20 protein-coding genes and 1 riboswitch are annotated in these 22685 nt (G+C 69.0%); of the genes, 10 read left to right on the top strand and 10 right to left on the bottom strand.

Features of this window, described 5'->3' with window-relative positions:
* Positions 1 to 100: 100 nt before the first annotated feature.
* From ahcY to V8683_RS16605, 3 genes are all read right to left on the bottom strand, one after another.
* Positions 101 to 1519 (bottom strand): adenosylhomocysteinase, encoded by a 1419-nt coding sequence (ahcY, locus tag V8683_RS16595; RefSeq protein WP_411188202.1) that lies wholly within the window; start codon positions 1517 to 1519, stop codon positions 101 to 103.
* A 34-nt stretch (positions 1520 to 1553) separates the two neighbouring features.
* Positions 1554 to 1691, bottom strand: a riboswitch (S-adenosyl-L-homocysteine riboswitch).
* A 112-nt stretch (positions 1692 to 1803) separates the two neighbouring features.
* Positions 1804 to 2526 carry an LrgB family protein gene (locus V8683_RS16600; protein WP_411188201.1) on the bottom strand — a complete coding sequence of 241 codons (723 nt, stop codon included), beginning with the start codon at positions 2524 to 2526 and terminating at the stop codon, positions 1804 to 1806.
* A gap of 64 nt (positions 2527 to 2590) precedes the next feature.
* A complete protein-coding gene (locus V8683_RS16605; RefSeq protein ID WP_411188200.1) occupies positions 2591 to 3055 on the bottom strand; it encodes a CidA/LrgA family protein in 465 nt (154 codons plus the stop codon).
* A 112-nt stretch (positions 3056 to 3167) separates the two neighbouring features.
* On the opposite strand from V8683_RS16605, the gene V8683_RS16610 reads away from it, so the two are divergent.
* The gene (locus V8683_RS16610; protein WP_411188199.1) at positions 3168 to 4112 is read left to right on the top strand and encodes a LysR family transcriptional regulator; all 945 of its coding nucleotides are present in this window, start codon (positions 3168 to 3170) and stop codon (positions 4110 to 4112) included.
* Between the two features lie 51 nt (positions 4113 to 4163).
* On the opposite strand, the gene V8683_RS16615 is transcribed toward V8683_RS16610, so the two are convergent.
* Together V8683_RS16615 and V8683_RS16620 are read right to left on the bottom strand one after the other, a co-directional pair.
* Positions 4164 to 5903, bottom strand: coding sequence for an OmpA family protein (locus V8683_RS16615; protein WP_411188198.1), 1740 nt, complete (start codon positions 5901 to 5903; stop codon positions 4164 to 4166).
* A 238-nt stretch (positions 5904 to 6141) separates the two neighbouring features.
* Entirely contained in the window at positions 6142 to 7797 is a 1656-nt protein-coding gene (locus V8683_RS16620) for a GMC family oxidoreductase (protein WP_411188197.1), read from the bottom strand.
* 284 nt (positions 7798 to 8081) lie between these two features.
* Here V8683_RS16620 and V8683_RS16625 point away from each other — a divergent pair, with 284 nt between their 5' ends.
* Together V8683_RS16625 and V8683_RS16630 are read left to right on the top strand one after the other, a co-directional pair.
* On the top strand, positions 8082 to 9761 hold the full coding sequence (locus V8683_RS16625) for an isovaleryl-CoA dehydrogenase (protein WP_411188196.1): 1680 nt from the start codon (positions 8082 to 8084) through the stop codon (positions 9759 to 9761).
* Positions 9762 to 9839: 78 nt separating this feature from the next.
* A complete protein-coding gene (locus V8683_RS16630) occupies positions 9840 to 11324 on the top strand; it encodes a coniferyl aldehyde dehydrogenase (RefSeq protein WP_411188195.1) in 1485 nt (494 codons plus the stop codon).
* Here the strand turns inward: V8683_RS16630 and V8683_RS16635 are convergent.
* The 5 genes from V8683_RS16635 to fliE all read right to left on the bottom strand — a co-directional run bounded on the left by V8683_RS16635 (position 11302) and on the right by fliE (position 14550).
* The gene (locus V8683_RS16635; protein ID WP_411188194.1) at positions 11302 to 11706 is read right to left on the bottom strand and encodes an EscU/YscU/HrcU family type III secretion system export apparatus switch protein; all 405 of its coding nucleotides are present in this window, start codon (positions 11704 to 11706) and stop codon (positions 11302 to 11304) included. The two genes, V8683_RS16630 and V8683_RS16635, sit on opposite strands and share 23 nt — an antisense overlap.
* The gene (gene fliK / locus V8683_RS16640) at positions 11706 to 13235 is read right to left on the bottom strand and encodes a flagellar hook-length control protein FliK (protein ID WP_411188193.1); all 1530 of its coding nucleotides are present in this window, start codon (positions 13233 to 13235) and stop codon (positions 11706 to 11708) included. Before fliK ends, V8683_RS16635 begins: the two co-directional genes overlap by 1 nt.
* A 76-nt stretch (positions 13236 to 13311) precedes the next feature.
* Positions 13312 to 13644: a flagellar protein FliT gene (locus tag V8683_RS16645; protein WP_411188192.1), complete on the bottom strand. Its 333-nt coding sequence runs from the start codon at positions 13642 to 13644 to the stop codon at positions 13312 to 13314.
* Positions 13641 to 14087, bottom strand: a complete 447-nt coding sequence (gene fliS, locus V8683_RS16650; protein WP_411188191.1) for a flagellar export chaperone FliS — start codon at positions 14085 to 14087, stop codon at positions 13641 to 13643. The genes V8683_RS16645 and fliS overlap by 4 nt, the downstream gene beginning before the upstream one ends.
* A 133-nt stretch (positions 14088 to 14220) precedes the next feature.
* A complete protein-coding gene (gene fliE, locus V8683_RS16655; RefSeq protein ID WP_027792981.1) occupies positions 14221 to 14550 on the bottom strand; it encodes a flagellar hook-basal body complex protein FliE in 330 nt (109 codons plus the stop codon).
* Between the two features lie 274 nt (positions 14551 to 14824).
* Here fliE and fliF point away from each other — a divergent pair, with 274 nt between their 5' ends.
* The 7 genes from fliF to fliL all read left to right on the top strand — a co-directional run bounded on the left by fliF (position 14825) and on the right by fliL (position 22648).
* On the top strand, positions 14825 to 16606 hold the full coding sequence (fliF, locus tag V8683_RS16660) for a flagellar basal-body MS-ring/collar protein FliF (RefSeq protein ID WP_411188190.1): 1782 nt from the start codon (positions 14825 to 14827) through the stop codon (positions 16604 to 16606).
* Complete coding sequence (gene fliG, locus V8683_RS16665) at positions 16596 to 17591, top strand: flagellar motor switch protein FliG (protein WP_411188189.1); 996 nt, start codon at positions 16596 to 16598, stop codon at positions 17589 to 17591. Before fliF ends, fliG begins: the two co-directional genes overlap by 11 nt.
* A complete protein-coding gene (gene fliH, locus V8683_RS16670; RefSeq protein ID WP_411188188.1) occupies positions 17584 to 18282 on the top strand; it encodes a flagellar assembly protein FliH in 699 nt (232 codons plus the stop codon). The genes fliG and fliH overlap by 8 nt, the downstream gene beginning before the upstream one ends.
* Positions 18276 to 19904 (top strand): flagellar protein export ATPase FliI, encoded by a 1629-nt coding sequence (gene fliI / locus V8683_RS16675; protein WP_411188187.1) that lies wholly within the window; start codon positions 18276 to 18278, stop codon positions 19902 to 19904. The genes fliH and fliI overlap by 7 nt, the downstream gene beginning before the upstream one ends.
* Positions 19901 to 20353 carry a flagellar export protein FliJ gene (fliJ, locus tag V8683_RS16680; RefSeq protein ID WP_411188186.1) on the top strand — a complete coding sequence of 151 codons (453 nt, stop codon included), beginning with the start codon at positions 19901 to 19903 and terminating at the stop codon, positions 20351 to 20353. The genes fliI and fliJ overlap by 4 nt, the downstream gene beginning before the upstream one ends.
* Before the next feature lie 24 nt (positions 20354 to 20377).
* Positions 20378 to 21889 (top strand): flagellar hook-length control protein FliK, encoded by a 1512-nt coding sequence (locus tag V8683_RS16685; RefSeq protein WP_411188185.1) that lies wholly within the window; start codon positions 20378 to 20380, stop codon positions 21887 to 21889.
* Positions 21890 to 22141: 252 nt separating this feature from the next.
* Positions 22142 to 22648: a flagellar basal body-associated protein FliL gene (gene fliL, locus V8683_RS16690; RefSeq protein ID WP_411188184.1), complete on the top strand. Its 507-nt coding sequence runs from the start codon at positions 22142 to 22144 to the stop codon at positions 22646 to 22648.
* The last annotated feature ends 37 nt before the right edge of the window (positions 22649 to 22685 follow it).

Here is a 22685-nt window from a genome sequence, read left to right on the forward strand (position 1 = left end):
GGGGGGGGGGGGGGGGGGGGGGGGGCGCGCCCCCCCCCCCCCCCCCCCCCCCCCCCGCCCCAGCATCCCGCCAACGACTTAAACCCGGCTTAAGCCTGGATCAGTAGCGGTAGTGGTTCGGCTTGAACGGGCCGTTCTTGTCCACGCCGATGTACGAAGCCTGGTCGTCGGACAGCACGGTCAGGTTCGCGCCGATGCGCGCGAGGTGCAGGCGCGCGACCTTCTCGTCGAGATGCTTCGGCAGCACGTACACCTTGTTCTCGTACTTCTGCCCTTGCGTGAACAGTTCGATCTGCGCGAGCGTCTGGTTCGTGAACGAGTTCGACATCACGAACGACGGGTGGCCCGTGGCGCAGCCGAGGTTCACGAGGCGGCCTTCGGCCAGCAGGATGATGCGCTTGCCGTCCGGGAAGATGATGTGGTCGACCTGCGGCTTGATGTTGTCCCACTGATACTGACGCGTGGAAGCGACGTCGATTTCCGAGTCGAAGTGGCCGATGTTGCAGACGATCGCGTTGTGGCGCATCGCCTTCAGGTGATCGTGGTTCAGCACGTGGTAGTTGCCGGTGGCCGTCACGAAGATGTCGGCCTTGTCGGCGGCGTATTCCATCGTCACGACGCGGTAGCCTTCCATCGCCGCCTGCAGCGCGCAGATCGGATCGATTTCGGTCACCCACACGGTGGCGCCCAGGCCGCGCAGCGACTGCGCGCAGCCCTTGCCCACGTCGCCGTAACCGGCCACGACGGCGATCTTGCCCGCGATCATCACATCGGTCGCGCGCTTGATGCCGTCGACGAGCGATTCGCGGCAGCCGTACAGGTTGTCGAACTTCGACTTCGTGACCGAGTCGTTCACGTTGATGGCCGGGAACGGCAGACGCCCTTCCTTTTCCATCTGGTACAGGCGGTGCACGCCCGTCGTGGTTTCTTCCGTCACGCCCTTGATGTGCGCGAGGCGCTTCGAGTACCACGCCGGATCGATGTCGAGGTGCGCAGCGATCGACTTGTACAGCGCGACTTCTTCCTCGTTCGTCGGCTTGGCGATGACCGAGCGGTCCTTCTCAGCCTTCGAGCCGAGGATCAGCAGCAGCGTGGCGTCGCCGCCGTCGTCGAGGATCATGTTGGCGAACTCGCCATTCGGCCATTCGAAGATGCGGTGCGAGAATTCCCAGTATTCGTCGAGCGATTCGCCCTTGAATGCGAACACCGGCGTGCCACCCGCGGCGATGGCAGCGGCAGCGTGATCCTGGGTCGAGAAGATGTTGCACGAGGCCCAGCGCACGTCGGCGCCCAGCGCCGTCAGCGTCTCGATCAGCACGCCTGTCTGGATCGTCATGTGCAGCGAACCCGCGATGCGCGCACCCTTCAGCGGCTGCTGCGCCTTGTATTCTTCGCGCGTTTGCACGAGACCGGGCATTTCGGTTTCGGCGATGTCGAGTTCCTTGCGGCCCCAGGCGGCAAGCGACATGTCGGCGACGACGAAATCCTTGGCTTGATCTTGCGGAATTGCGGCGTTCATCACGCCCTCCTTTCTAAAATTGACCTAGAAATTAAAGACGTGAGCGCCGTTTCGATGCGGCATTCGCATCGCGAAATCCACGGGATACCTCGGGATATTTGCGAAAACAGAGTGCCGGATTGAGCGTCTCCGAGCCTGGCGGGGCGAACCCGTCGCAGCGCTCCTCGGAGTCGAGGCGTGATTGTAGCAAATCGGGATGACGGCCGCGCGAGCGGCCTGGCGCCGCGCGGCGCCGGTGTTTGACGCGCCGGGCCGACGCGAGATCGCCAGTCGCCGCTGCCGGATCAGATCGGCAGGAATCCCAGCGCCGGTGCGAGCAGCACCATGGCCACGCCCGCGATCATCATCGTGAGGCTCGCCACCACGCCTTCCTCGCTGCCGAGTTCGCGCGCCTTCGCGGTGCCCACGCCGTGTGCGGCCGCGCCGAACAGCGCACCGCGCGCGAGGCGCGTGCGCAGCGGCACGCACGCCAGCACGAGTTCGCCGAACAGCATCCCGCACACACCCGTGGCAATCACGAAGAGCGCGGTGAGGTCGCGCGGCGCGTGAATCTTGTCGGACACCGCGAGCGCGAACGGCGTCGAGATCGAGCGCGTCATCAGGCTGCGCTGCAGATCGGGCGCGAGATGCAGCAGCTTCGCGAGCGCGAGCGAGCCGCCCACCGCGACGACGATGCCCACCGTCACGCCCACCGTCAGCGAGATCCAGTGACGCTTGATGAGCTCGCGGTACTCGTAGATCGGCACGGCGAACGCGACCGTCGCGGGCCCGAGCAGCCACATGAGCCAGCGCGTATCGGCAAAGTAGACGGGATACGGAATGTGCAGCGCGAGCACGATCGCACCCAGCACGACGGGCACCGCGACGAGCGGCGTGAGCCACGGCGAGTGAAAGCGCGCGTAGAGCGACTTGGAGGCGAAATAGAGCGCGACCGTGGCGATGAAGCAGGCGGCGGCGATCAGGCGTGCGGCGTCGTCGGCGAACAGGGAGGAAAGAAGCGTGTTCATGACGGGTTCATCCTGGAAAGCGATCGGTCAGGCTGCGATGCGAAACAAGGCGCGGATCGCCAGGTCAGGCGCGCGCATGCTGAAGACGCGCGTGCTGCACCCGGCGCAGCGCGAGGCGCCGTTCGAGCCGCGCGGCCTGCTCCACGGCAATCGCCACCGCCACCATCACCATCAGCGTGCCGCCCATCACCACGAGCGCGAGGCGCCATCCGTCGGCGCGAAACAGGCCGCCGTACTGAACCGCCGCCACGGCGGCCGGAATGAAAAAGAGCAGCATGTCGGAGAGCAGCCAGTCGGCGCCGGCCTTCACCCAGCGCGGCGCAACGCCGCCGCAAAAAAGCAGCGCGAGCAGCGCCACGAGACCGACCACGCCCGACGGCACCGGCAGGTGCGTGACGCGCACGAGCGCGTCGGCGGCAAACCAGACGCCGGCCAGCAACGCCGACTGAGCGGCGATCCGGCCCACGCGCGCCAGTCCGCCCGCGTCTTGCGGAGCGTTGCGGGAGGAGGGAGAGGTCGGAGCGATCATGGCAAACCCTGGCTGGCGTTTCGATGGAAGTCAGTATAGGTTGCACCGCAACATAAATAAAATGACTTAGATTTATCGAAGTCATTCCAATCTGGAATTAAAGGTCACGACCGTGGAACTGCGCGCGCTTCGCTATTTCATCGAGGTGGTCCGGCAGCAGAGCTTCACCGCTGCCGCCGAGGCCATGCACGTCACCCAGCCGACCATCAGCAAGATGGTCAAGGCGCTGGAGGATGAAACCGGCACCCAGTTGCTGCTGCGCGATGCCCGCCAGATGGTGCTCACCGACGCGGGCCGCGTCGTCTGGCAACGCGGCCAGGACGTGCTCGCGGCGCAGGCGCAGCTGGAAGCCGAGCTTGCCGATCTGGCCACGCTGGGCCGCGGCGAGCTGACCATCGGCATTCCGCCGATGGGCGGGTCGCTGTTCACGCCGGCCATCGCGGCGTTCCGTCAGCGCTACCCGAGGATCGAGTTGAAGCTTTTCGAGCAGGGTTCGCGCGCGATCGAAGCGGCGCTGATTTCGGGCGAACTGGAACTGGGCGGCGTCCTGCAGCCCGTCGATCCGGCGGCCATCGACGTGTTGCCGATCTCGCACGAGGTGCTGTGGCTCGTCGCGCCGAAAGGCTCGCGCTGGGACGGCGCCGCGACCGTGCCGCTCGCCGACCTCGCCGCCGAACCGTTCGTGTTCTATGGCGAAAGTCTCGCGCTCAACGACGTCGTGCTGCACGCCTGCCGCGCGGCCGGCTACGTGCCGCAGATCGTGGGGCGCAGCGGGCACTGGGATCTGATGGCGGCGCTGGTACTCGCGGGCGTGGGGATCGCACTTCTGCCCGCGCCTTACGTGCGGCGGCTCGATTCGGCGCGCTTCACCTGCCTGCCGGTGAGCGAACCGGAGATCGCGTGGGACATGGCGATCGGCTGGAAGCGCAACGCCTATCTGTCGCATGCGGCGCGCGCGTGGCTCGACGTGGCGCGCGAGGAGTTCGGCAAGCCCTCGTCGTTTCTCGACGATTTCGTGCGGCCGCCGGGGTTGGAGGGGGGCGCCCGCAGCCAATGAAAAACCGCCCGGTTCGCGCCGGGCGGCCTCCTTCAAGCCATCCCCACCCGCCTACTGCTGCGGCACGAACTCGATGCGACGGTTGTGGAACCGGCCGCTTTCGGTATCGTTGCTGTCGACGGGTTTCGCATCGCCATAGCCTTGCGCGCTCAGCGTGCCGAGCGGCGTGCCCTGCGCTACGAGGTAGCTACGCACGGCCAGCGCGCGCTGCTTCGAAAGCGCGAGGTTGGCTGCCGCGTCGCCCACGTTGTCCGAATAGCCCGCCACTTCCAGCGCCACCGGCTTGCCGTTCTTCGCGCACGTATCGAGCACCTTCGCCGACTGGCGCAGGTCGTCGGCTGCCGTTGCCGGCACGGCCGAGCTGCCCGTCGCGAAGTTCACGACCTGCAGGTTCAGCACTTTCGATACGTCGTCGGCCGCGCACGAAGCGTCGGCGCCGAAGAGGCCCTTGATCGCATCGCGGAAGGACTGCGTCGCGCTCGCCACGGCTTGCTGCGCGTTGAACGCGCTGACGTCGAAGGCCGAGCCGAACAACGCCTTGAGCTTGTCGAGCCAGCCCGCCTTCGCATCCGCCGCCGCGCCGCTCAGTTCGACGTGCGTACCGTCGATCTTCACTTCAGCGCCCGGCAGCGCCATCAGCGGCAGGAGACCGTCGAGGTGCGCGAGCCATCCAGCCGGCTTCGTCGCCGGGTCGATCGTCACGTTGACTGCGAACTTTCCCGCTCCGAACTTCTTCGTCAGCACGTCGAGGAGTTGCGCTTTCTCGGCTTCGCTGCCGACCGTCGCCGCAATCGTCGGTACGCCGGCGTTGCTCACCGTGAACGACAGGTGCGCATCCTGTGTCGGTGCGGGTGCCGCGGGAGCCGAGGCCGTATCGCTTGCTGCCGTTGCAGCAACGGCAGCCGAGGCCCCGGACGCGACGACAGGCGCCGAAACCTCGGAGGCCGGTTCGGCTGCCGGCACCGCGGCCGGTACCGCGCTCGCGGCCGGCTCGGGCTGCGCGGCCGAGTCGGCGGATTCGTCACGCTGGCACGAGCGCAGCGCGAAAAAGGCGATGGCGAGGACCAGCAGCGCGAGCAGCCACACGATCCACGCATGGCTGCGCTGACTCGGCGGCGCGGGTTCGCGGTCGAGGGTCTGCGGCGGCCACGAGTTCGCCACCGGCTGCGACGGCGGCTGCGGATGCGGATGCGCGAGATGCGCCGATACGTCCTTGAGCTTCGCAAGAATTGCCGCACCAAAGGCCGCCGCGCTGCCGAGACCGATCGCGCTCGCAATCCGGTCGGTGAGGTGCGCGCTGACCGCCGGCAATTGATGGCCAAGCAAGGTAGGCAGTTGTCCTACAGAACCCTGCGATTGCGTGAAATGCTGCTTCAGAATGCCCATCAGCGTTGCGCCGACCACGCCGCACAGCGCGAAAGCCGTCGATTGCGGCGCACCCGTATGCTCGGCCACGGCATCGGACAGTGCGCCGACGTTCGTGCCGGTCGCCTTCTGGATCAGTTCGCGGCCCCCCGCTTCGAGCGCGGAAAGGCTCGCCGTGTTCGAGAGCAGGCTGGGCAGTTGCTTGCCGATCTGGGCGTTCGCCGCGGGCGACATGATGGCCGCAAAAAGATTGCGCGCGCCCTCGGCCGTGCTGCCCCGGTGCATGACGGCCGCGACGAGCGCGGGCGCGGCGGCGCCGGTGATCCGGCGGGTGTATTCAGGTGTGAGGCCGAAACGGGTGGACAAGGTTTTGACGACATCGTCGCTCAGGACCGTTTCCAATAATTGAAAGACGTTGATACTCATCGACGCGGCTCCTCCGGTTCGCGGACGCGCCAACTGACACGCCCCACTGCGGGCGCGATTATAGGGAGTGCGAAATCTCGAAAATGGGTGCGAGCGACGCACCGTACAGTATTTAACGAAAACCACCTGCCGCACGTGCTTTTCGTCAATGCACGTTCATGGGGAAACGCGCGAGCCGCCCCGTTTTACGGGGAGCGGCATGCGCGCGGGTCGGATGAAGCCGGAGGAAAGGCCTGCGTCAGACCGCCATGCCTGCACGGCTCGTATCGTCGTGCGCATCGCCGTGGGTGCGGCGCGCCTGCGTCATGAAGTCGGCCGCCCGCTCGCCGATCATGACCGTCGGCGCGTTCGTGTTGCCGCCAATCAGCGTCGGCATGACCGAGGCGTCGGCGATGCGCAGTCCGCTCACGCCGCGCACGCGCAGTTGCGGGTCCACCACCGACTGCGCGTCGCTGCCCATGCGGCAGGTCGAGACCGGGTGATAGATCGTGTCGGCATGCGCGGCGATGGTCGCGCGCAATTCGGCTTCGGATTGTCCCGCATGCGTGTAGAGTTCGCGGCCGCCCAGTTGCGCGAGCGGTGCCGCATCGATGATGCGCCGCGCGAGGCGCGTGCCCTCCACGAGCAGGTCCATGTCGCGCGTATCTGACAGAAAGCGCGGATCGATTACGGGTGCAACGCGCGCATCGGCGCTCGCAAGCGTCACGGTGCCGCGGCTGAACGGCCGCAGCACGCAAACGGGCAGCGAATAGCCATGCCCCCAATGCAGGCGGCGGCTGTGATCGTCCACGAGCGCCGTGCAGAAGTGCAGTTGCAGATCGGGCCGATCGAGATCGGCGCGGCTCTTCAGAAAGCCACCCGCCTCCGCCACGTTGGTCGTGAACATGCCGCGCCGCGCACCCACGTAGCGCGCAAGCCCCGGCAGCATCTTCGCGACGCCGCGCAGCGAATAGCCGATGGTTTCGCTCGAATGGACGCGCTTGTTGTACGTGAAGTCGATATGGTCGATCAGGTTGCGGCCTACCTCCGGCGCGTCGTGCAGCACGGCAATGCCGTGCTCGCGCAGCGCCTCGGCCGGGCCGATGCCCGAGCACATCAGGAGTTGCGGCGTGTTGAACGCCCCGGCCGCGAGGATCACTTCCGCGCACGCCTCCAGCGTTTCGATCCGGCCGCCGCGCGCCACCTCCACGCCGCTCGCGCGCGCACCGTCGAAGGTGACGCGCAGCACGGTCGCGTCGGCGATCAGGTGCAGGTTCGGCCGTTCTTGCCCAGGCGTTTTGTCATACAGATACGCGCGTGCGACGGTACAGCGTTCGCCGCCGCGCTGCGTCACCTGGTAAAAGCCCACGCCTTCCTGATCGGGTCCGTTGAAGTCGTCGTTGGCGCGAAAGCCCGCCTCCAGCGCCGCGCGCACGAAGCGCCCGGCCACCGGATTGCGCTCGCACAGGTCGGAAACGCCGAGCGGGCCGCCCGCGCCATGCAGCGCGCTCGCGCCGCGCGAGTTGTCCTCGGCGCGCACGAAGTACGGCAGCACGTCGCGCCAGGCCCAGCCCGTGCAACCCAGTTGCGCCCACTCGTCGTAGTCGAGCGGATGGCCGCGCGTGTAGATCATCGCGTTGATCGCGCTCGACCCGCCGAAGCCGCGGCCGCGCGGCTGGTAGCCGCGCCGGCCCGCCAGCCCCGGCTGCGGCACGGTTTCATAGCCGTAGTTGTTCTTCATGCGGCGCGGCACGAGCCCCGCGACGCCCATCGGCATGTTGACGAGCCAATTGCGTCGCGTGTGCGGCCCGGCTTCGATGAGCGCGACGGTCGCGTCGGGACAGTTCGCGGCCAGCCGCCCGGCGAGCGATGCGCCGCCCGAGCCGCCACCTACGATGATGTAGTCGTATGCCATCGCCTCCTCCCAGGTTCTTCGCGCCGCGCCGGGTTTGCCCACCGGGTTTGCCCACGATTGGCGCTCAGCGCACGCTCGTTCGATAATTCTTTTTCGCGCATTGTAGAAAGCGTCACGTGCGAGCGCTGCAATTTATGTCAGAGAGTTTCCTCTAAACCGTAGGACGCCGCCGCGCCTAACATGAAGGGCGCGGCAGACGCCACCGATGAAAGGTTCCGGCAAGCAGTCAGGGAGCGCTGGAACGATCAATGGGCCAGAAGAGCCCGTCCCAAGGAGGCAGGCAGATGGACACAGCACGTCGCCCCGGCACGACCCATGAAGTGACGAACCAGGCGCCGCCGCTTGCGGACTACAACCTGTTCGCCACCGACGCGGCGCTCGCCGAAGCCCTCGAGCGCGCCGGCGCCGGCTGGCATCGCGAAGCCCTCATGCGCGACGGCGGGCAGCTCGGCACGGCCGAGACGATCGCACTCGCGGATCTCGCCAACCGCCACGAGCCCGAACTCTTCACGCACAGCCCGCGCGGCGAGCGTATCGACGCACTCGAATTCCATCCGGCCTGGCATCGCCTGCTCGCCCTGCTGCGCGCCGAAGGCCTGCACGCGCTGCCGTTTTCGAACCCGCAGCACGGCGCGATGGCCGCCCGCAGCGCGGGCTATTTCCTGCACGCCCAGATCGAATCGGGGTCGCTCTGCCCGATAACGATGACCTTCGCGAGCATCCCCGTGCTGCAACGCGAGCCCGCGCTCTTCGAGTCGCTGCGCGAGCGCCTCTATGCGCGCAAGCACGACCCGCGCGATCTGCCGTGGCCGCAAAAGTCGTCGATGATGATCGGCATGGGGATGACCGAGAAGCAGGGCGGCTCCGACGTCCGCAGCAACCGCACCGAAGCGTGCCCTGCCAGCGCCGCGAGCGGCCGCGGCGCGCAATACCGGCTCACCGGCCACAAGTGGTTTTTCTCGGCGCCGCAGTGCGACGCACACCTCGTGCTCGCGCGCACGGGCGAAGAAGACGCGCTCTCGTGCTTCTTCGTGCCGCGCTACGCGCCCGACGGCACGAAGAACACCGTGAACGTGCAGCGCCTGAAGAACAAGCTCGGCAATCGCTCGAACGCGAGCAGCGAAGTCGAATTCTTCGACGCGTACGGCGTGATGATCGGCGAGGAAGGCCGGGGCGTGCCCACCATCATCGAAATGGCGAATTACACGCGGCTCGACTGCGTGATCGGCAGTGCGGCGCTCATGCGGGCGGCGCTCGTGCAGGCGATCCATCACGCGCGGCACCGCAGCGCGTTCGGGCGTCTTCTCGCCGAACAGCCGCTCATGCAGAACGTGCTCGCCGATCTCGCGCTCGAATCCGAGGCCGCGACGGTGCTCTTCATGCGGCTCGCGCAGGCCTTCGAGGAAAGCGCCGATTCGCTTGCCGCGCGCGCGTGGCGCCGCGTCATCACGCCCGCCGCGAAATTCTGGGTCTGCAAGCGCGCGCTCGCGTTCACCGGCGAGGCGATGGAGGTCTGGGGCGGCAACGGCTATGTCGAGGAAGGGCCGATGGCACGCTTTTATCGCGAGGCGCCCGTCAACTCGATCTGGGAAGGGTCGGGCAACGTCATGTGCCTCGACGTGCTGCGCGCGCTGGAGCGCGAAGCCGACGTCGCGCAGGCCCTCTTCCTCGCCTGGCGGCGCGACGCGCACGGGCATCCGGGACTCGAAGCGGCGCTCGATCGATTGTCTGCACTGCTGAACGGTGCGCCCGGCACGCGCGAAGCGAACGCACGGCACATCGCCCAGCAGCTCGTACTGATCGCGCAGGCCGTGGTGCTGCGCGAAGGTCCGGCCGAAGTCGCCGACGCCTTCATCGCCACGCGTCTCGACGAGCACAGCGCCGATTGCGGCCGCGTGTTCGGCACGCTGCCTGCGCGCTTCGACCATGCGGCGCTCGTCGCGCGCGCCTTTCCGGCGCCGTGAACGGAGCGGCGAAAGAGGCTTTGAAGCGCGGAATCCCGCATCGAGAACCACAATACATTCCAGTCCCGAGGACCGACCATGAAGCACGACCTGCCCGAGGCCCTTTCGCCCGATTCGCCCGATTCGCCCGATTCGCCCGATTCGCCCGATTCGTCTGATTCCCGCGAATCGCACCACGGCCTCCTCACCTTGCTCGCCGCGCAGCGCGAAGCCTTCCTGCGCGAACCCTTCCCCGCCTGGGAAACGCGCGCGCGCCATCTCAAGGCCTTGCGCGCGATGGTGATGGACAACCGCGACGCGCTGGCCGAAGCGATGAACGCCGACTTCGGCCAGCGCTCGAAAGCGGAAATCACGCTGGCCGAATTCGTGACGCTGAAGCAGGAGATCGACTCGGCGCTCAGGCACGGCGAACGCTGGATGAAGCCGCAGCGGCGCGGCGTGGGCAGATGGCTGCGCCCGGCACACGCGAAAGTGGTGCCCCAGCCGCTCGGCGTGGCCGGCATCGTCGTGCCGTGGAACTATCCGCTGCTGCTCGGCGCGGGGCCGCTCGTGTGCGCGCTCGCGGCCGGCAACCGCGCGATGATCAAGATGTCGGAGCTCACGCCGCGCACGTCGGCGCTCGTCGAGGAGCTGATCGGCAAGACCTTCGCGCGCGACCACGTGGCCGTGGTGAACGGCGACGCCTCGGTGGGCGCCGCCTTCACGGCGCTGCCCTTCGACCATCTGCTGTTCACGGGCTCGACGCGCGTCGGCCACGAAGTCATGCGCGCGGCGGCGGCCAATCTCACGCCCGTCACGCTCGAACTGGGCGGCAAGTCGCCCGCGATCGTAGGCGAAGCGGCGCGCTTCGACTACGCGGTCGACAGCCTGCTGCTCGGCAAGACGCTCAACGCGGGGCAGACCTGCATCGCCCCCGACTACGTGCTGCTGCCGCGCGGCAAGGAGGCGGCCTTCATCGAACGCGCGCGCATGCGCTTTGCGCAGCTCTACCCGGACTTCCTGCACAACGGCGACTACACCTCGATCATCTCGGCGCGCCATTTCGAGCGCCTGCTGCGGCTTGCCGACGAAGCACAGGACGCCGGCGCGCAACTGCATCCGCTCGGCGGCCATGACGCGGCGGCGCGCCGCCTCGCGCCCGTGATCGTGACGGGCGCGCCCGAGGACACGACGCTCATGCGGGAGGAGATTTTCGGGCCGCTATTGCCGCTCGTGCCCTACGACACGCTCGACGAAGCGCTGCGCTACGTAAATACGCGCGCGCGTCCGCTCGCGCTCTACCTCTATGCCGACGACGCGCGCACGGTCGAGCGCGTGACGCACGAGACGGTGGCGGGCGGCATGTCGGTGAACGACACGCTCATGCACATCGCCGCGGAAGGCCTGCCGTTCGGCGGCGTCGGGGCGAGCGGCATGGGTGCGTACCACGGCTATGAAGGCTTCGCGACGTTCTCGCAGATGAAGCCCGTGTTCACGCAGTCGCGCCTGAACGGGCGCGGGCTCATCGCGCCGCCCTACGGGCGGCTCTTCAACGCGCTGATCAGCTTGATGATGAAGTTCTGAGCGGCGCGGGCAACGCGGCCGGCTGCATGGGCCGCGCCGGCTGCATCGGCTGCATCGATGTGAGCGCGGCTTTCGCGGCGCCGGCTGCCGCATCGCTTCCGGCTGCCTTCTCCGGCTGCACAGCTTCGAGCTGGTGCAGCCACGCGAGCAGTTCCGCGACGGCCTGATAGAGCCTTGGCGGAATCTTCGCATCGAGATCCACCTGCATCAGCAGCGACACCATTTCGGGCGACTGATGCACGTACAGCCCGGCCTCCTTCGCGCGCTGGACGATCATGTCGGCGACGATGCCGTAGCCCTTCGCCACGACGCGCGGCACGCCTTCGGCGGTGGGCGTGTCGTAGGCGAGCGCCGCGGCTGTCTTGCGGTGCATGCGGCTCATCAGAGCTCCCAGTCGAAGTCGGCGGCGGCGCCGTCCGGCGCAGGGGTAGGCGCTTGCGCATGGACTTGCGCGTCCTGCGCGGCGGCGGCGGCCGCTGCCGCAGCGGCGCGCGCATAGGCACTGGCCGCCTTCGACGCTTCGGCGGGAGCCGGTGCGCCCCCCACCTCGCGGATCGAGAGCGAGGTCAGCGCGAGGCCCAAGGCTTCGAGCCGGCCGCGCAGCGCATCGCCGCCCGCAATCAATCGCACCGCGCCGCCCGGATTTGCCTGCACGCGCACGGCCAGCGCCTCGCCCGCCAGGGTGAGCTCGGCGTCCACGGTGCCGAGTGTCGGCAGCGAGAGCGTGAGCCGCGTGCGCCACGGCGCATCGGCCGGATCGCCGCCCGCCCCATGACGCCCGTCGCGCGGATCGAAGCGCTCCTGCTGGAGGCTCCAGTCGAATCGCACGCCGGGCCATGCCTCGCCGGTCCAGCGGAATTCGCCGGTAGCGAGCAGGTCGAGCTGCTGGCGCACGAGCGGAATCACGGCGGCGTGCACCGCCTGGCTCTGCGCCTCGTTCTGCGATGCGGGCAGGAGCGTCGCCTCGGCCAGCAGGCCGTTCGTGCGCACGAATGCCGCGCCGGCCGGGTTCGAAGCAAGCAAGGCCGCGCCGGTCTCCGGCCCCAGGTTGGCCGCCTGCGACGCATTCGTGCCATCGCCGCGCGCGCCGCCGGGCATCGCGTCACGCGCGCCCGCTTCGGCCCAGAGCACGTCGTCGGCTTCGTCGGAGGCGAGCGCCCAGTCGAGCGGCAATTGCGCCGAGGCATCGACGAGCCGGTTCTGCGGCTCGTCCGCGAGCGAAGCGGGCGTACGCTGGCCAAGCAGCCATTGCGCGAGGTGCGATTCGTAGAAAAGACCGCTGCCGGTCACGGTCTGCTGTAGCGCGGCAGCGAGCGCAGCGACCGGGCCCGACTGCGCGGCGGCGGCCTGAGCGGTCGCGCCAGCGCCAGCGGCCTGCCCGGCGGCGGCAGCGTCCTCTGCCGCCAAAGCGACCGCGGCGGCATTGGCCGTCGCGGCGCTATCGGTGAAAGCGGAGGCGGGATTCGCCGCGCCTTGCGCGAGCGCGGCGTCCGTGTCGGCGATCAGCGCGGCTTCGAGCGCCGCCAGATCGGCCGCCGCGGCGCCGGTGGTGACCCCAGTGGCCGCAGGGGCGGCCGTGGCAGGCATGCCGGGCAGCGGCAGGGAAGCGTCGCCGGGCGTGGCCGCATCGGGATCGCTCCAGACCGGCGCTTCGCCGACCACGGCGGGCGTCGCTTCGCCGCCGGAGCGGATGATGGCATCGAGCGCGAGCGCAACGGCGGAGAGTACGGTCAGCGCCGAAGCCTGCGGGGCGGTGCCGGTTTGCGAGTCGGCAAGCGCGGCGGCGCCGCCCGTGGCGAGGGCGGAGACCCCCGTCTGCGCGGCGCCGGCGCTGCCCTGCGAGCCCACCGGACTGAGCCCGCTCACGCCGCCCGCCAGCAGCGCGGCGCTGCCCGTGTCGATTCCGTTCATGCGCTCCCCGAAGCCGCCGGGTCGCGGCGCTCGCGGCGCAGTGCCCGTCTGTCAATATCGATATCAGCCGGCGCTTTCAGCGCGCGCCATACAGTTCTTTCAGGACCCTGGAAGGCTGCGCCGTCCCCGCGAACAGCGCCGACAAACGCGCCATGCAGGGACTCGCGAGATCGCGGATGGCCGCATCGTCGGCAAGGATCTGGCGGATCAACTCGAACTTGCGCGCGCGTTCGGCACCGGTGAGCCGTACGCCGCCGTCGGCGGCCTTGAGCGCATCGACGAGTGAGCGGTACTCCTCCTGGAGACCGATCAGCGCATTCCAGTGCGAATCGCGTGCCGCGCAGAGCATCTGCCCCGAGACTGCCGCAATCGCTTCGTAGCGGGCGAAGTAGTCTGCTTTCGAACTCATCTCGTCAATGGACCGGACCCCGGAGCGGCTGGCAATGCGCCCGGCTGCTCGGCTTCCGGCGCGATTCCCAGCCATGCTTCCTCGAGCGTTGCCAGCAGCCGGTCGACCTCGACCAGCTTGGACTCGCTCTGTTCAATATTGGCTTCCAGCAGCCGCCGTGTCATATAGCCGTACAGCGTATTCAGGCGCTGCGCGATTTCCCCGCCCGCCTCCGCGTTCAGCGACAACTGGAGCCCACTTTCGACAATCCGGATCGCCTTGCTGATCGCTTCGCAACGCGGCCCGACATTGCCCATCTGCAAATGCAAGCGTGCCTGTGCGACCGCTTTGCGCGCCCCCTGGTACAGGAGCACGATCAGCTTGTGCGGACTCGCGCCCATGACCCCTGTCTGAACCCCCACGCGTGCGTAAGCATTGGCTCCGGAATGGGCAGGGGAAAACATCGGCGCTTCTCCTCGATACGTGCTGCGGTGGTTACGGTGTAGGCACCCGGCGCGCACGGCGCGTCAGGCAGCTTGTAACCGGGTTATCGGAACGAAGCGGGAGAAGCTTTAGTGCGACGTCAGTGCGACGCGATCAGACCTGGATCTGCATGAGGTCGGTGTAGGCGGAGACCAGCTTGTTGCGCACCTGGAGCCCGAACTGAAAGCCGACGTTGGCTTTCTGCATGTCCACCATGACGTCGTTGATCGACACGTTGTTCGACCCCAATTCGAACGCCTGCGACTCGCCCACCGCCTTTTGCTGGTCGTCGCTGATCTTGTCGAGCGAGGCCTTGAGCGCCGCGGCGAACCCGCCCGCCGTCGCCGCGCCCGACGACTCGTCGGCGGCGGTCGTGCCGCCGGCCGCCTGCGCCGCCATCGATTGCATTTGCGCGAGTGCGGAGGTGAGCGGGGATATGGTCATGGTGACTCCACGAATCTGGAAGGAATGGCGCGCCGCTCGCGCGGCCGCAATCGCCCGGTACCCGCCGCAGCCTGAGCGGACAAGGGCGCCGAGTCTGGTGGAGAGCATAGCAGCGGGCCCTTTGCGGGAGCGCCGAAACTAGGGGGAAAACCCGGCTCTATTCCCGCAATCGGCTTGCCCCGCCCCCCGGATAATTCTCCGGTGTGAAAGTCCCGGCCGTGCGCGCGCGGCGCCGCCGGCGGGACGCAGCAGGACTCCCGGAGAACCCCGACGCATGGATTCGTCAGCCAACTCTTTGATCAACCCCGACGCCCGCCTGGGCCTCGCCACGGGCGCTGCCGCAGCGGGCGCGGCGACGCCCGGCGCCGCCGACGACTTCGGCGGCGGCGCAGGCGGCTTCGCGCAGCGCCTCGGCTCGCTGTCGTCGCTGCGGGGCATGCGCGGCAACCCGCGCGCGCCGCTCATCGTGGCCGTTGCGATATTCGTCGCGGTCGTGGCGGCGCTCGTGCTCTGGTCGCGCGCGCCCGACTACAAGGTGCTGTACAGCAATCTTTCGGACCGCGACGGCGGCGCCATCATTACTGCGCTCCAGGCCGCAAACGTTCCCTACAAGTTTTCGGACGGCAACGGCGCGATTCTCGTGCCTTCCGACCAGGTCAACGAAATGCGCCTGCGCCTCGCTTCCCAGGGCCTGCCGAAGAACGGCTCGGTCGGCTTCGAGCTGATGGACAACCAGAAGTTCGGCATCAGCCAGTTCGCCGAGCAGGTGAACTACCAGCGCGCGCTGGAAGGCGAGCTCGAGCAGACGATCGAGTCGATCGCGAGCGTGAAGTCGGCGCGCGTGCATCTGGCCATCCCGAAGCCCACCGTGTTCGTGCGCGAGCGCGAAGCGCCCACCGCCTCGGTGCTCGTGAACCTCTATCCGGGCCGCGTGCTCGACGACGGCCAGGTGGCCGCCATCACCCATATGGTGGCGGCCGCGGTGCCCGACCTGCCGGTGCGCAACGTGACCGTGGTGGACCAGGACGGCAACCTGCTCACGCAGAGCAGCTCGGGCGCCGGCCTCGACGCCTCGCAGCTCAAGTACGTGCACCAGGTCGAGCACGACACGCAGGCGCGCATCGACGCCATCCTCGCCCCGCTCTTCGGCGCGGGCAACGCACGCTCGCAGGTGAGCGCCGACATCGACTTCTCGAAGCTCGAGCAGACTTCCGAAGACTACGGCCCGAATGGCAGCCCGCAGCAAAGCTCGATCCGCAGCCAGCAGCAGAGCATCGACACGGAAATGCAGCAGGGCGGCGCCTCGGGCGTGCCGGGTGCGCTTTCGAATCAACCGCCGCAGCCGGCCTCCGCGCCCATCACCGCGCCGGCGGGCGCGAGCGGCGCGCCGGCCACGACGCCGATCTCCGACCATCGCGACACCACGACCAACTACGAGCTCGACAAGACCGTGCGCGACTTTCAGCAGTCGCCGGGCGGGATCAAGCGGCTTTCGGTCGCCGTGATCGTCAACTATCAGCCCAAGGTGGACGCGAAAGGCCATGCGACGATGCAGCCGCTCGACGCCCAGAAGCTCGCCCAGATCGACCAGCTCGTGAAGGACGCGATGGGCTACGACGCGAAGCGCGGCGACTCCGTGAACGTCGTGAACGCGGCGTTCCAGCAGGAAGTCGACCCGGACGCGAACCTGCCGTGGTGGCGCCAGCCCGACATCATCGCGCTCGCGAAGCAGATCGCGACGTGGCTCGGCATCGGCGCCGTGGCGCTGTTCCTCTACTTCGCGATGGTGAAGCCGGCGCTGCGCCGCGCGTTCCCGCCGCCGGAGCCGGCCGCGCCCGCGCTGGCCGGCAGCGACGACGCCGAGCCGCTGCTGCTCGACGGCCTGCCCCACGCCGAGAAAAAGGCCGAGGACCACGACAGCGAAGCCGCCCTGCTCTCCTTCGAGAGCGAGAAGCACAAATTCGAGCGGAACCTGGAATATGCGCGCACGATCGCGCGCCAGGATCCGAAGATCGTTGCAACCGTCGTGAAGACCTGGGTGAACGATGAGCGCTGAAGGGGCTGTCAAGAGTGCACTGCTGCTGATGTCGATCGGCGAGGAGGAGGCCGCGGAGGTCTTCAAGTTCCTCGGCCCGCGCGAAGTGCAGAAGATCGGCACGGCCATGGCCACGCTGAAGAACGTCAAGCGCGAAGAGATCGAAGTCATCCTGCAGGAGTTCGTGAAGGAGGCGGAGCAGCACACCGCCTTCTCGCTCGACTCCAACGACTACATCCGCAACGTGCTCAACAAGGCGCTCGGCGAGGATAAGGCCGGCGCCATCATCGACCGCATCCTGCAGGGCGGCGACACGAGCGGCATCGAAGGGCTCAAGTGGATGGACTCGGGGTCGGTGGCCGAGCTCATCAAGAACGAGCACCCGCAGATCATCGCGACCATCCTCGTGCACCTCGACCGCGATCAGGCCTCCGAAATCGCCTCGTGCTTCACCGAACGCCTGCGCAACGACGTGCTGCTGCGGATCGCGACGCTCGACGGCATCCAGCCGGCCGCGCTGCGCGAGCTCGACGACGTGCTCACGGGCCTGCTCTCGGGCAGCGACAACCTCAAGCGCAGCCCGATGGGCGGCATCCGCACGGCGGCCGAAATCCTCAACTTCATGACGAGTCAGCACGAAGAAGGCGTGCTGGAAAGCGTGCGCCAGTACGACGCCGAGCTCGCGCAGAAGATCGTCGACCAGATGTTCGTGTTCGAGAACCTGCTCGATCTCGAAGACCGCGCGATCCAGCTGCTGCTCAAGGAAGTGGAGTCGGAGTCGCTCATCATCTCGCTCAAGGGCGCGCCGCCCGCGCTGCGCCAGAAGTTCCTCTCCAATATGTCGCAGCGCGCGGCCGAACTGCTCGCCGAAGACCTCGACGCGCGCGGCCCCGTGCGCGTTTCGGAAGTCGAAGCGCAGCAGCGGCGTATCCTGCAGATCGTGCGAAATCTGGCCGAAAGCGGCCAGATCGTGATCGGCGGCAAGGCGGAAGATGCGTATGTCTGACGAGACGACGGCCGAAGCCAACATGGCGAAGGCCCAAGCCAGAACCTCGGCGTACCAGCGCTGGGAGATGGCGTCGTTCGACCCGCCGCCGCCCCCGCCCCCGCCGCCTTCGCCCGACGAAGAGGCGGCCTTCGAGGCCGAGCTCCAGCGGCTGCGCGACGACGCGCATGCGCAAGGCGTGGCCTCGGGCCACGTCGCGGGCCAGGCGCTCGGCTACCAGGCCGGCTACGACCAGGGCCACAAGCAGGGCTTCGAGCAGGGGCTCGCCGATGCGCGCGCCCAGGCGCGCCAGCTCGCGCAGATCGCGCAGCGCTTTTCCGACGCGCTCACGACCGTCGAGGCGGGCGTGGCCGAAACGCTCGTCGAGCTCGCGCTCGACATTGCCCAGCAGGTCGTGCGCCAGCACGTCCAGCACGACCCGACCGCGCTCGTCGCGGTGGCCCGCGAGGTGCTCGCCGCCGAACCCGCGCTCGCAGGCTCGCCGCAGCTCGTGGTAAGCCCCGCCGACCTGCCCGTGGTCGAGGCCTATCTGCAGGAAGAACTCGAAGCGCGCGGCTGGACCGTGCGCACCGATCCGGCGCTCGAGCGCGGCGGCTGCCGCGCGCAGGCCGCCACCGGCGAGGTCGACGCGAACGTCGCCTCGCGCTGGGAGCGCGTGTCCGCCGCGCTCGGCAAGGTCCGGCCATGGTGACGCCGCCGCCCGCCGGAACGATCCACACGAGCGACCTGACGCCGCTCGAGCAGGAGCTCGCGCTCGCTTCGTTCGGGCCCGGCGCGCACGACGCGGAGCAGGCCGCCATGCTGGTGGGCGGCGACGTCCACGCAGCCCCTGCCGCCGCGGCCGGCGGCCCGCACGCGGGCGTTGCCGGCAGCGCCGCGGCAGTCCCGCCCTACACGCCGCCGCCTCATTTCGATCCCGCGAATCCTCATTTGCAGTCCTGGAACGCGTTCCTTTCGGGCGTGCGCCAGCGCAACGTTCTGGCAAAGCCGCTGCGCGCCTGCGGCCGCCTCACGCGCGCCGCCGGCCTCGTGCTCGAAGCGGTGGGCCTGCGCCTCGCGGTGGGCGCCGAAGTGATGATCGAACTGCCGCCCGGCGCCACGCTGGCGATGGCCGAAGCCGAGGTGGTGGGCTTCTCGGGCGACAAGCTTTTCCTCATGCCCACGACCGAGGTCGCGGGCCTCTTGCCCGGCGCGCGCGTCTGGCCGCTCGAAGCCGCGCCGATCGCCAATCCCATGGCGGGCGCGAAGCGCCTGCCAGTGGGCTGGGGCATGCTCGGCCGCGTGGTGGACGCCTCCGGCAAGCCGCTCGACGGGCTCGGGCCGCTCGCGGCCGAAGCCGACGCGCCGCTCACCGCGCCGTCGATCAATCCGCTCAACCGCGAGCCGATCCACAAGGTGCTCGACGTCGGCGTGCGCGCGATCAACGCCCTGCTCACGGTCGGGCGCGGCCAGCGCATGGGCCTCTTCGCGGGCTCGGGCGTCGGCAAGTCGGTGCTGCTCGGCACCATGGCGCGCGCGACGAGCGCCGAGGTGATCGTGATCGGCCTGATCGGCGAGCGGGGCCGCGAAGTGAAGGAATTCATCGAGCAGATCCTCGGGCCCGACGGGCTCGCGCGCTCGGTCGTGGTGGCCGCGCCGGCGGACGTCTCGCCGCTGCTGCGCATGCAGGGCGCCGCCTACGCCACGACGCTCGCCGAATATTTCCGCGACCAGGGCAAGCACGTGCTGCTGCTGATGGACTCGCTCACGCGCTACGCGATGGCGCAGCGCGAGATCGCGCTCGCCATCGGCGAGCCGCCCGCGACCAAGGGCTACCCGCCTTCGGTATTCGCGCGCCTGCCCGCGCTCGTCGAGCGCACCGGCAACGGCCCCGAGGGCGGCGGCTCGATCACGGCGTTCTACACCGTGCTCACCGAAGGCGACGACCAGCAGGACCCCATTGCCGACTCGGCGCGCGCGATTCTCGACGGCCATATCGTGCTCTCGCGCGCCCTCGCGGAAGCGGGCCACTATCCGGCCATCGACATCGAAGCCTCGATCAGCCGCGCGATGACCGCGCTGATCGACGACCAGCACCTGAACCGCACGCGCGCGCTCAAGCAGATGCTTTCGCGCTACCAGCGCAACCGCGACCTCATCAACGTGGGCGCTTACGTGAGCGGACGCGACGCGGTGCTCGACCGCGCGATCGCGCTGTATCCGCGCATCGAGGCGTTCCTGCAACAGGGCTTTCGCGAGACCGCCAGCTACCCGTCCAGCCTCGAAGCGCTCGGCGCGCTCATCGGCCAGACCTCCCCAGGAGCCAGGACATGACGCAACACTCCCCGCTGCAAACCTTGATCGGACTCGCGCAGGACGACGTCGACGCCGCCGCGCAGCGGCTCGGGCGCATGCAGCGCGAGAAGAACGAGATCGAGACCCAGCTCGAGGCGCTCATCAACTATCGCGCGGAGTACCACACGCGCTTCACCGAGTCGGCGCGCCAGGGGATGGCGGCCGGCAACGTGCGTAATTTCCAGGCGTTCATCGATACGCTCGATACCGCCATCGAGCAGCAGCGGCGCATGCTGGACCAGGCCAGCGCGCGCCTCGAGGCCGCGAAGCCGGAATGGCAGCGCTGCAAGCAGAAGCTCGGTTCATACGAAGTGCTGCAGGCGCGCCAGGACGATGTGGCCGCCCGCAAGGAAGCGCGCCGCGAACAACGCGACTCCGACGAGTACGCCGCGCGCATCCTGCGCATGCGTGCGCCGCAACACCCTTAACCGTAGGTATCCGAAGGAATCGCCATGCCGATCCTTGCCATTGCCAGTTCACTGCTCGACGCCGTAGACGACGCGTTGTCCAGCAGCTCCACCAGCCAGGCGACCCAGGGTAGCCAGGCCTTCGCGCAAACGCTGCAGCAGAGCATCGGCGCCCAGCAGCAAAACACGCCGCCGGCATGGCAGAACAACCCGTCCTCGCAAGCGGCCCAGTCGTCGCAGCAGGGCTCGGCCACGGCGTCCGCGTCGCAGGGTCAGCAGTCGTCCCAGGCCGCGCAATCCGCACAATCGGCCGCGACCGGCGGCGCGCAGGGCAGCGGGAGCCAGCAAGACGCCAGCGCCCCGGACGGCAGCTCGCAGTCGTCGGGGACGCAGCACACGTGGGGCAGCGGACAGCATCGCAGCGGCAACTCACCCACGCAGCAGCAGGCCGATGCCGCCGGTGCGCAGGCCGCCGCCGCGGCCATGCAGGCCCAGGCGCAAGCCCAGGGCGCGACGGCCAGCGCCAACGGCCAGTCGGACGCCACGCTGCAGAGCCTCGCATCGAGCGCCACGGCCGGCGCGCTGGCCAACGGCGCGAGCGATACCGCTTCGGACAGCGGCGGCGCTTCCGGCGGCGCGAAGTCGGTCCACGACGCGCTGGAGGCCGCGCTTTCGGCGGCGCGCGGCGGTCAAGGCGCCGTTTCGGCGCGCTTCGCTTCGATGGGCGCCGCGGCGGGCAACGCCGCCGCGGGTGCGACGGCCGGCGCCAGCGGTGCCGCGAGCGCCGGCGGCTCGGCGGACGGCTTCGCCGCTCACCTCGCCGCCCACGGCGCGGGGAAGGATGCGGGCACGACCGGCACCGCCAATGGCAGTACGCTGGCCTCCGGCGCGAGCGCGGGCGCGAGTCCCGCCCAGGCCGCGGCCGACGCCCTCGCCGCCGCGGCGACGACGCAGCAAGGATCGACCCAGACGGCCGGAGGCGGCACGAACCAGGCCGCCGCGGATGCGCTCGCCGCGACCCAGGCCGCCGCTGCGGCGGCCGCCCAGGCCCAGGCCGTGGCCCAGGCGCCGACCGCGGCTGCCGCGGCCGGCGCGAACGCCGCCGCGCTGAGCCCGCAGGTGGGCACCTCCGACTGGGAGGACGAGCTGAGCCAGAAGGTCGTGTTCCTCTCGAACGCGAACCAGTCCTCGGCCGAACTGACGCTCAATCCGAAGGATCTCGGCCCGCTTCAGGTCGTGCTGCAGGTCTCCGAAAGCCATGCCCATGCGCTCTTCGTCTCGCAGCACCAGCAGGTGCGCGACGCTGTGGAGGCCGCGCTGCCCAAGCTGCGCGAGGCGATGGAGCAGAACGGCATCGGCCTTGGCAGCGCCAGCGTGAGCGACGGCTTCGCGCGGCAGATGAACCAGCAGGGGCAGCAGGACGGCGGCAACGGTTCGCGCTCGGCGAGCCGCGGCGGCAGCGGCAGTGGCGGCGCCAGCTCCGGCGACGACACCGGCACGGTGACGGCCTCCACGGCAACGCAGCGCAGCGTCGGCCTGATCGACACCTTCGCCTGAGCGCTTCTCCCCTTTAACCGGTCCGCGGGACGAGACAAGGCGCGGCGCATTCAGGCCGCGCCCGCGCCGCCGCATGCGTTGCGAGGCCTTGCGCGGGCCTTGCGCGGCCCGCGCAACAAAAGCACGAGATAGCCGGAAATCCCCCTTCTATTCCTCCCATCGCTGCAAGCCAAAAGCCAGAACAATGCAAGCTCCCGGGATTAACGGCCCGCAAGCCCGCATCCCAGCCCGTACGCAAGGCTCACAACGCACATGGCCACCACGACCGCAAACCAGCAAGCCGCTCCCCAGAGCGCGAAACCCGGCCCGATGAAGCGCCTCATCGTGATCGCCCTGATCGCGCTCCTTGCCGCCGGCGCGGCAGCCGGCGCGACCTGGTTCGTGATGCAGCGGCACGAGGCCAGCGCCCCCGCCGCGACCCCGAGCGCGCCGGTTCCGGCCGTGCCGGTGTACTTCGCGCTCGACCCGATGACGGTGAACCTGCAGTCCGACGACGGCGAAACGCACTATCTGCGCATCGGCCTCACGCTGAAGCTCGACACGCTCGCGACCCAGGACGCCCTGCGCGACCGCATGCCCGAGATTCGCAGCCGCGTGCTGCTCGCGCTCTCGAACAAGCATCCCGAAGACCTCGCCACGCTCGACGGCAAGCACGCGCTCGCCGCCGAGCTGGCCGCGCTGATCGCCCAGCCGACCGAGCCGCACGGCACGCCCGCGCACGTCGAAGACGTGCTGTTCACCGAATTCGTCGTGCAGTGAGCGAACACCCATGACCCAGCGCGCATCGCAACCACGC

It is taken from the genome of Paraburkholderia sp. AV2 (assembly GCF_054968425.1).

Coding starts and splice junctions, on each gene's coding strand:
- ahcY (WP_411188202.1), bottom strand. CDS start 1,519: ATGAACGCCGCAATTCCGCAAGATCAAGCCAAGGATTTCGTCGTCGCC.
- V8683_RS16600 (WP_411188201.1), bottom strand. CDS start 2,526: ATGAACACGCTTCTTTCCTCCCTGTTCGCCGACGACGCCGCACGCCTG.
- V8683_RS16605 (WP_411188200.1), bottom strand. CDS start 3,055: ATGATCGCTCCGACCTCTCCCTCCTCCCGCAACGCTCCGCAAGACGCG.
- V8683_RS16615 (WP_411188198.1), bottom strand. CDS start 5,903: ATGAGTATCAACGTCTTTCAATTATTGGAAACGGTCCTGAGCGACGAT.
- V8683_RS16620 (WP_411188197.1), bottom strand. CDS start 7,797: ATGGCATACGACTACATCATCGTAGGTGGCGGCTCGGGCGGCGCATCG.
- V8683_RS16625 (WP_411188196.1), top strand. CDS start 8,082: ATGGACACAGCACGTCGCCCCGGCACGACCCATGAAGTGACGAACCAG.
- V8683_RS16630 (WP_411188195.1), top strand. CDS start 9,840: ATGAAGCACGACCTGCCCGAGGCCCTTTCGCCCGATTCGCCCGATTCG.
- V8683_RS16635 (WP_411188194.1), bottom strand. CDS start 11,706: ATGAGCCGCATGCACCGCAAGACAGCCGCGGCGCTCGCCTACGACACG.
- fliK (WP_411188193.1), bottom strand. CDS start 13,235: ATGAACGGAATCGACACGGGCAGCGCCGCGCTGCTGGCGGGCGGCGTG.
- V8683_RS16645 (WP_411188192.1), bottom strand. CDS start 13,644: ATGAGTTCGAAAGCAGACTACTTCGCCCGCTACGAAGCGATTGCGGCA.
- fliS (WP_411188191.1), bottom strand. CDS start 14,087: ATGTTTTCCCCTGCCCATTCCGGAGCCAATGCTTACGCACGCGTGGGG.
- fliE (WP_027792981.1), bottom strand. CDS start 14,550: ATGACCATATCCCCGCTCACCTCCGCACTCGCGCAAATGCAATCGATG.
- fliF (WP_411188190.1), top strand. CDS start 14,825: ATGGATTCGTCAGCCAACTCTTTGATCAACCCCGACGCCCGCCTGGGC.
- fliG (WP_411188189.1), top strand. CDS start 16,596: ATGAGCGCTGAAGGGGCTGTCAAGAGTGCACTGCTGCTGATGTCGATC.
- fliH (WP_411188188.1), top strand. CDS start 17,584: ATGTCTGACGAGACGACGGCCGAAGCCAACATGGCGAAGGCCCAAGCC.
- fliI (WP_411188187.1), top strand. CDS start 18,276: ATGGTGACGCCGCCGCCCGCCGGAACGATCCACACGAGCGACCTGACG.
- fliJ (WP_411188186.1), top strand. CDS start 19,901: ATGACGCAACACTCCCCGCTGCAAACCTTGATCGGACTCGCGCAGGAC.
- V8683_RS16685 (WP_411188185.1), top strand. CDS start 20,378: ATGCCGATCCTTGCCATTGCCAGTTCACTGCTCGACGCCGTAGACGAC.
- fliL (WP_411188184.1), top strand. CDS start 22,142: ATGGCCACCACGACCGCAAACCAGCAAGCCGCTCCCCAGAGCGCGAAA.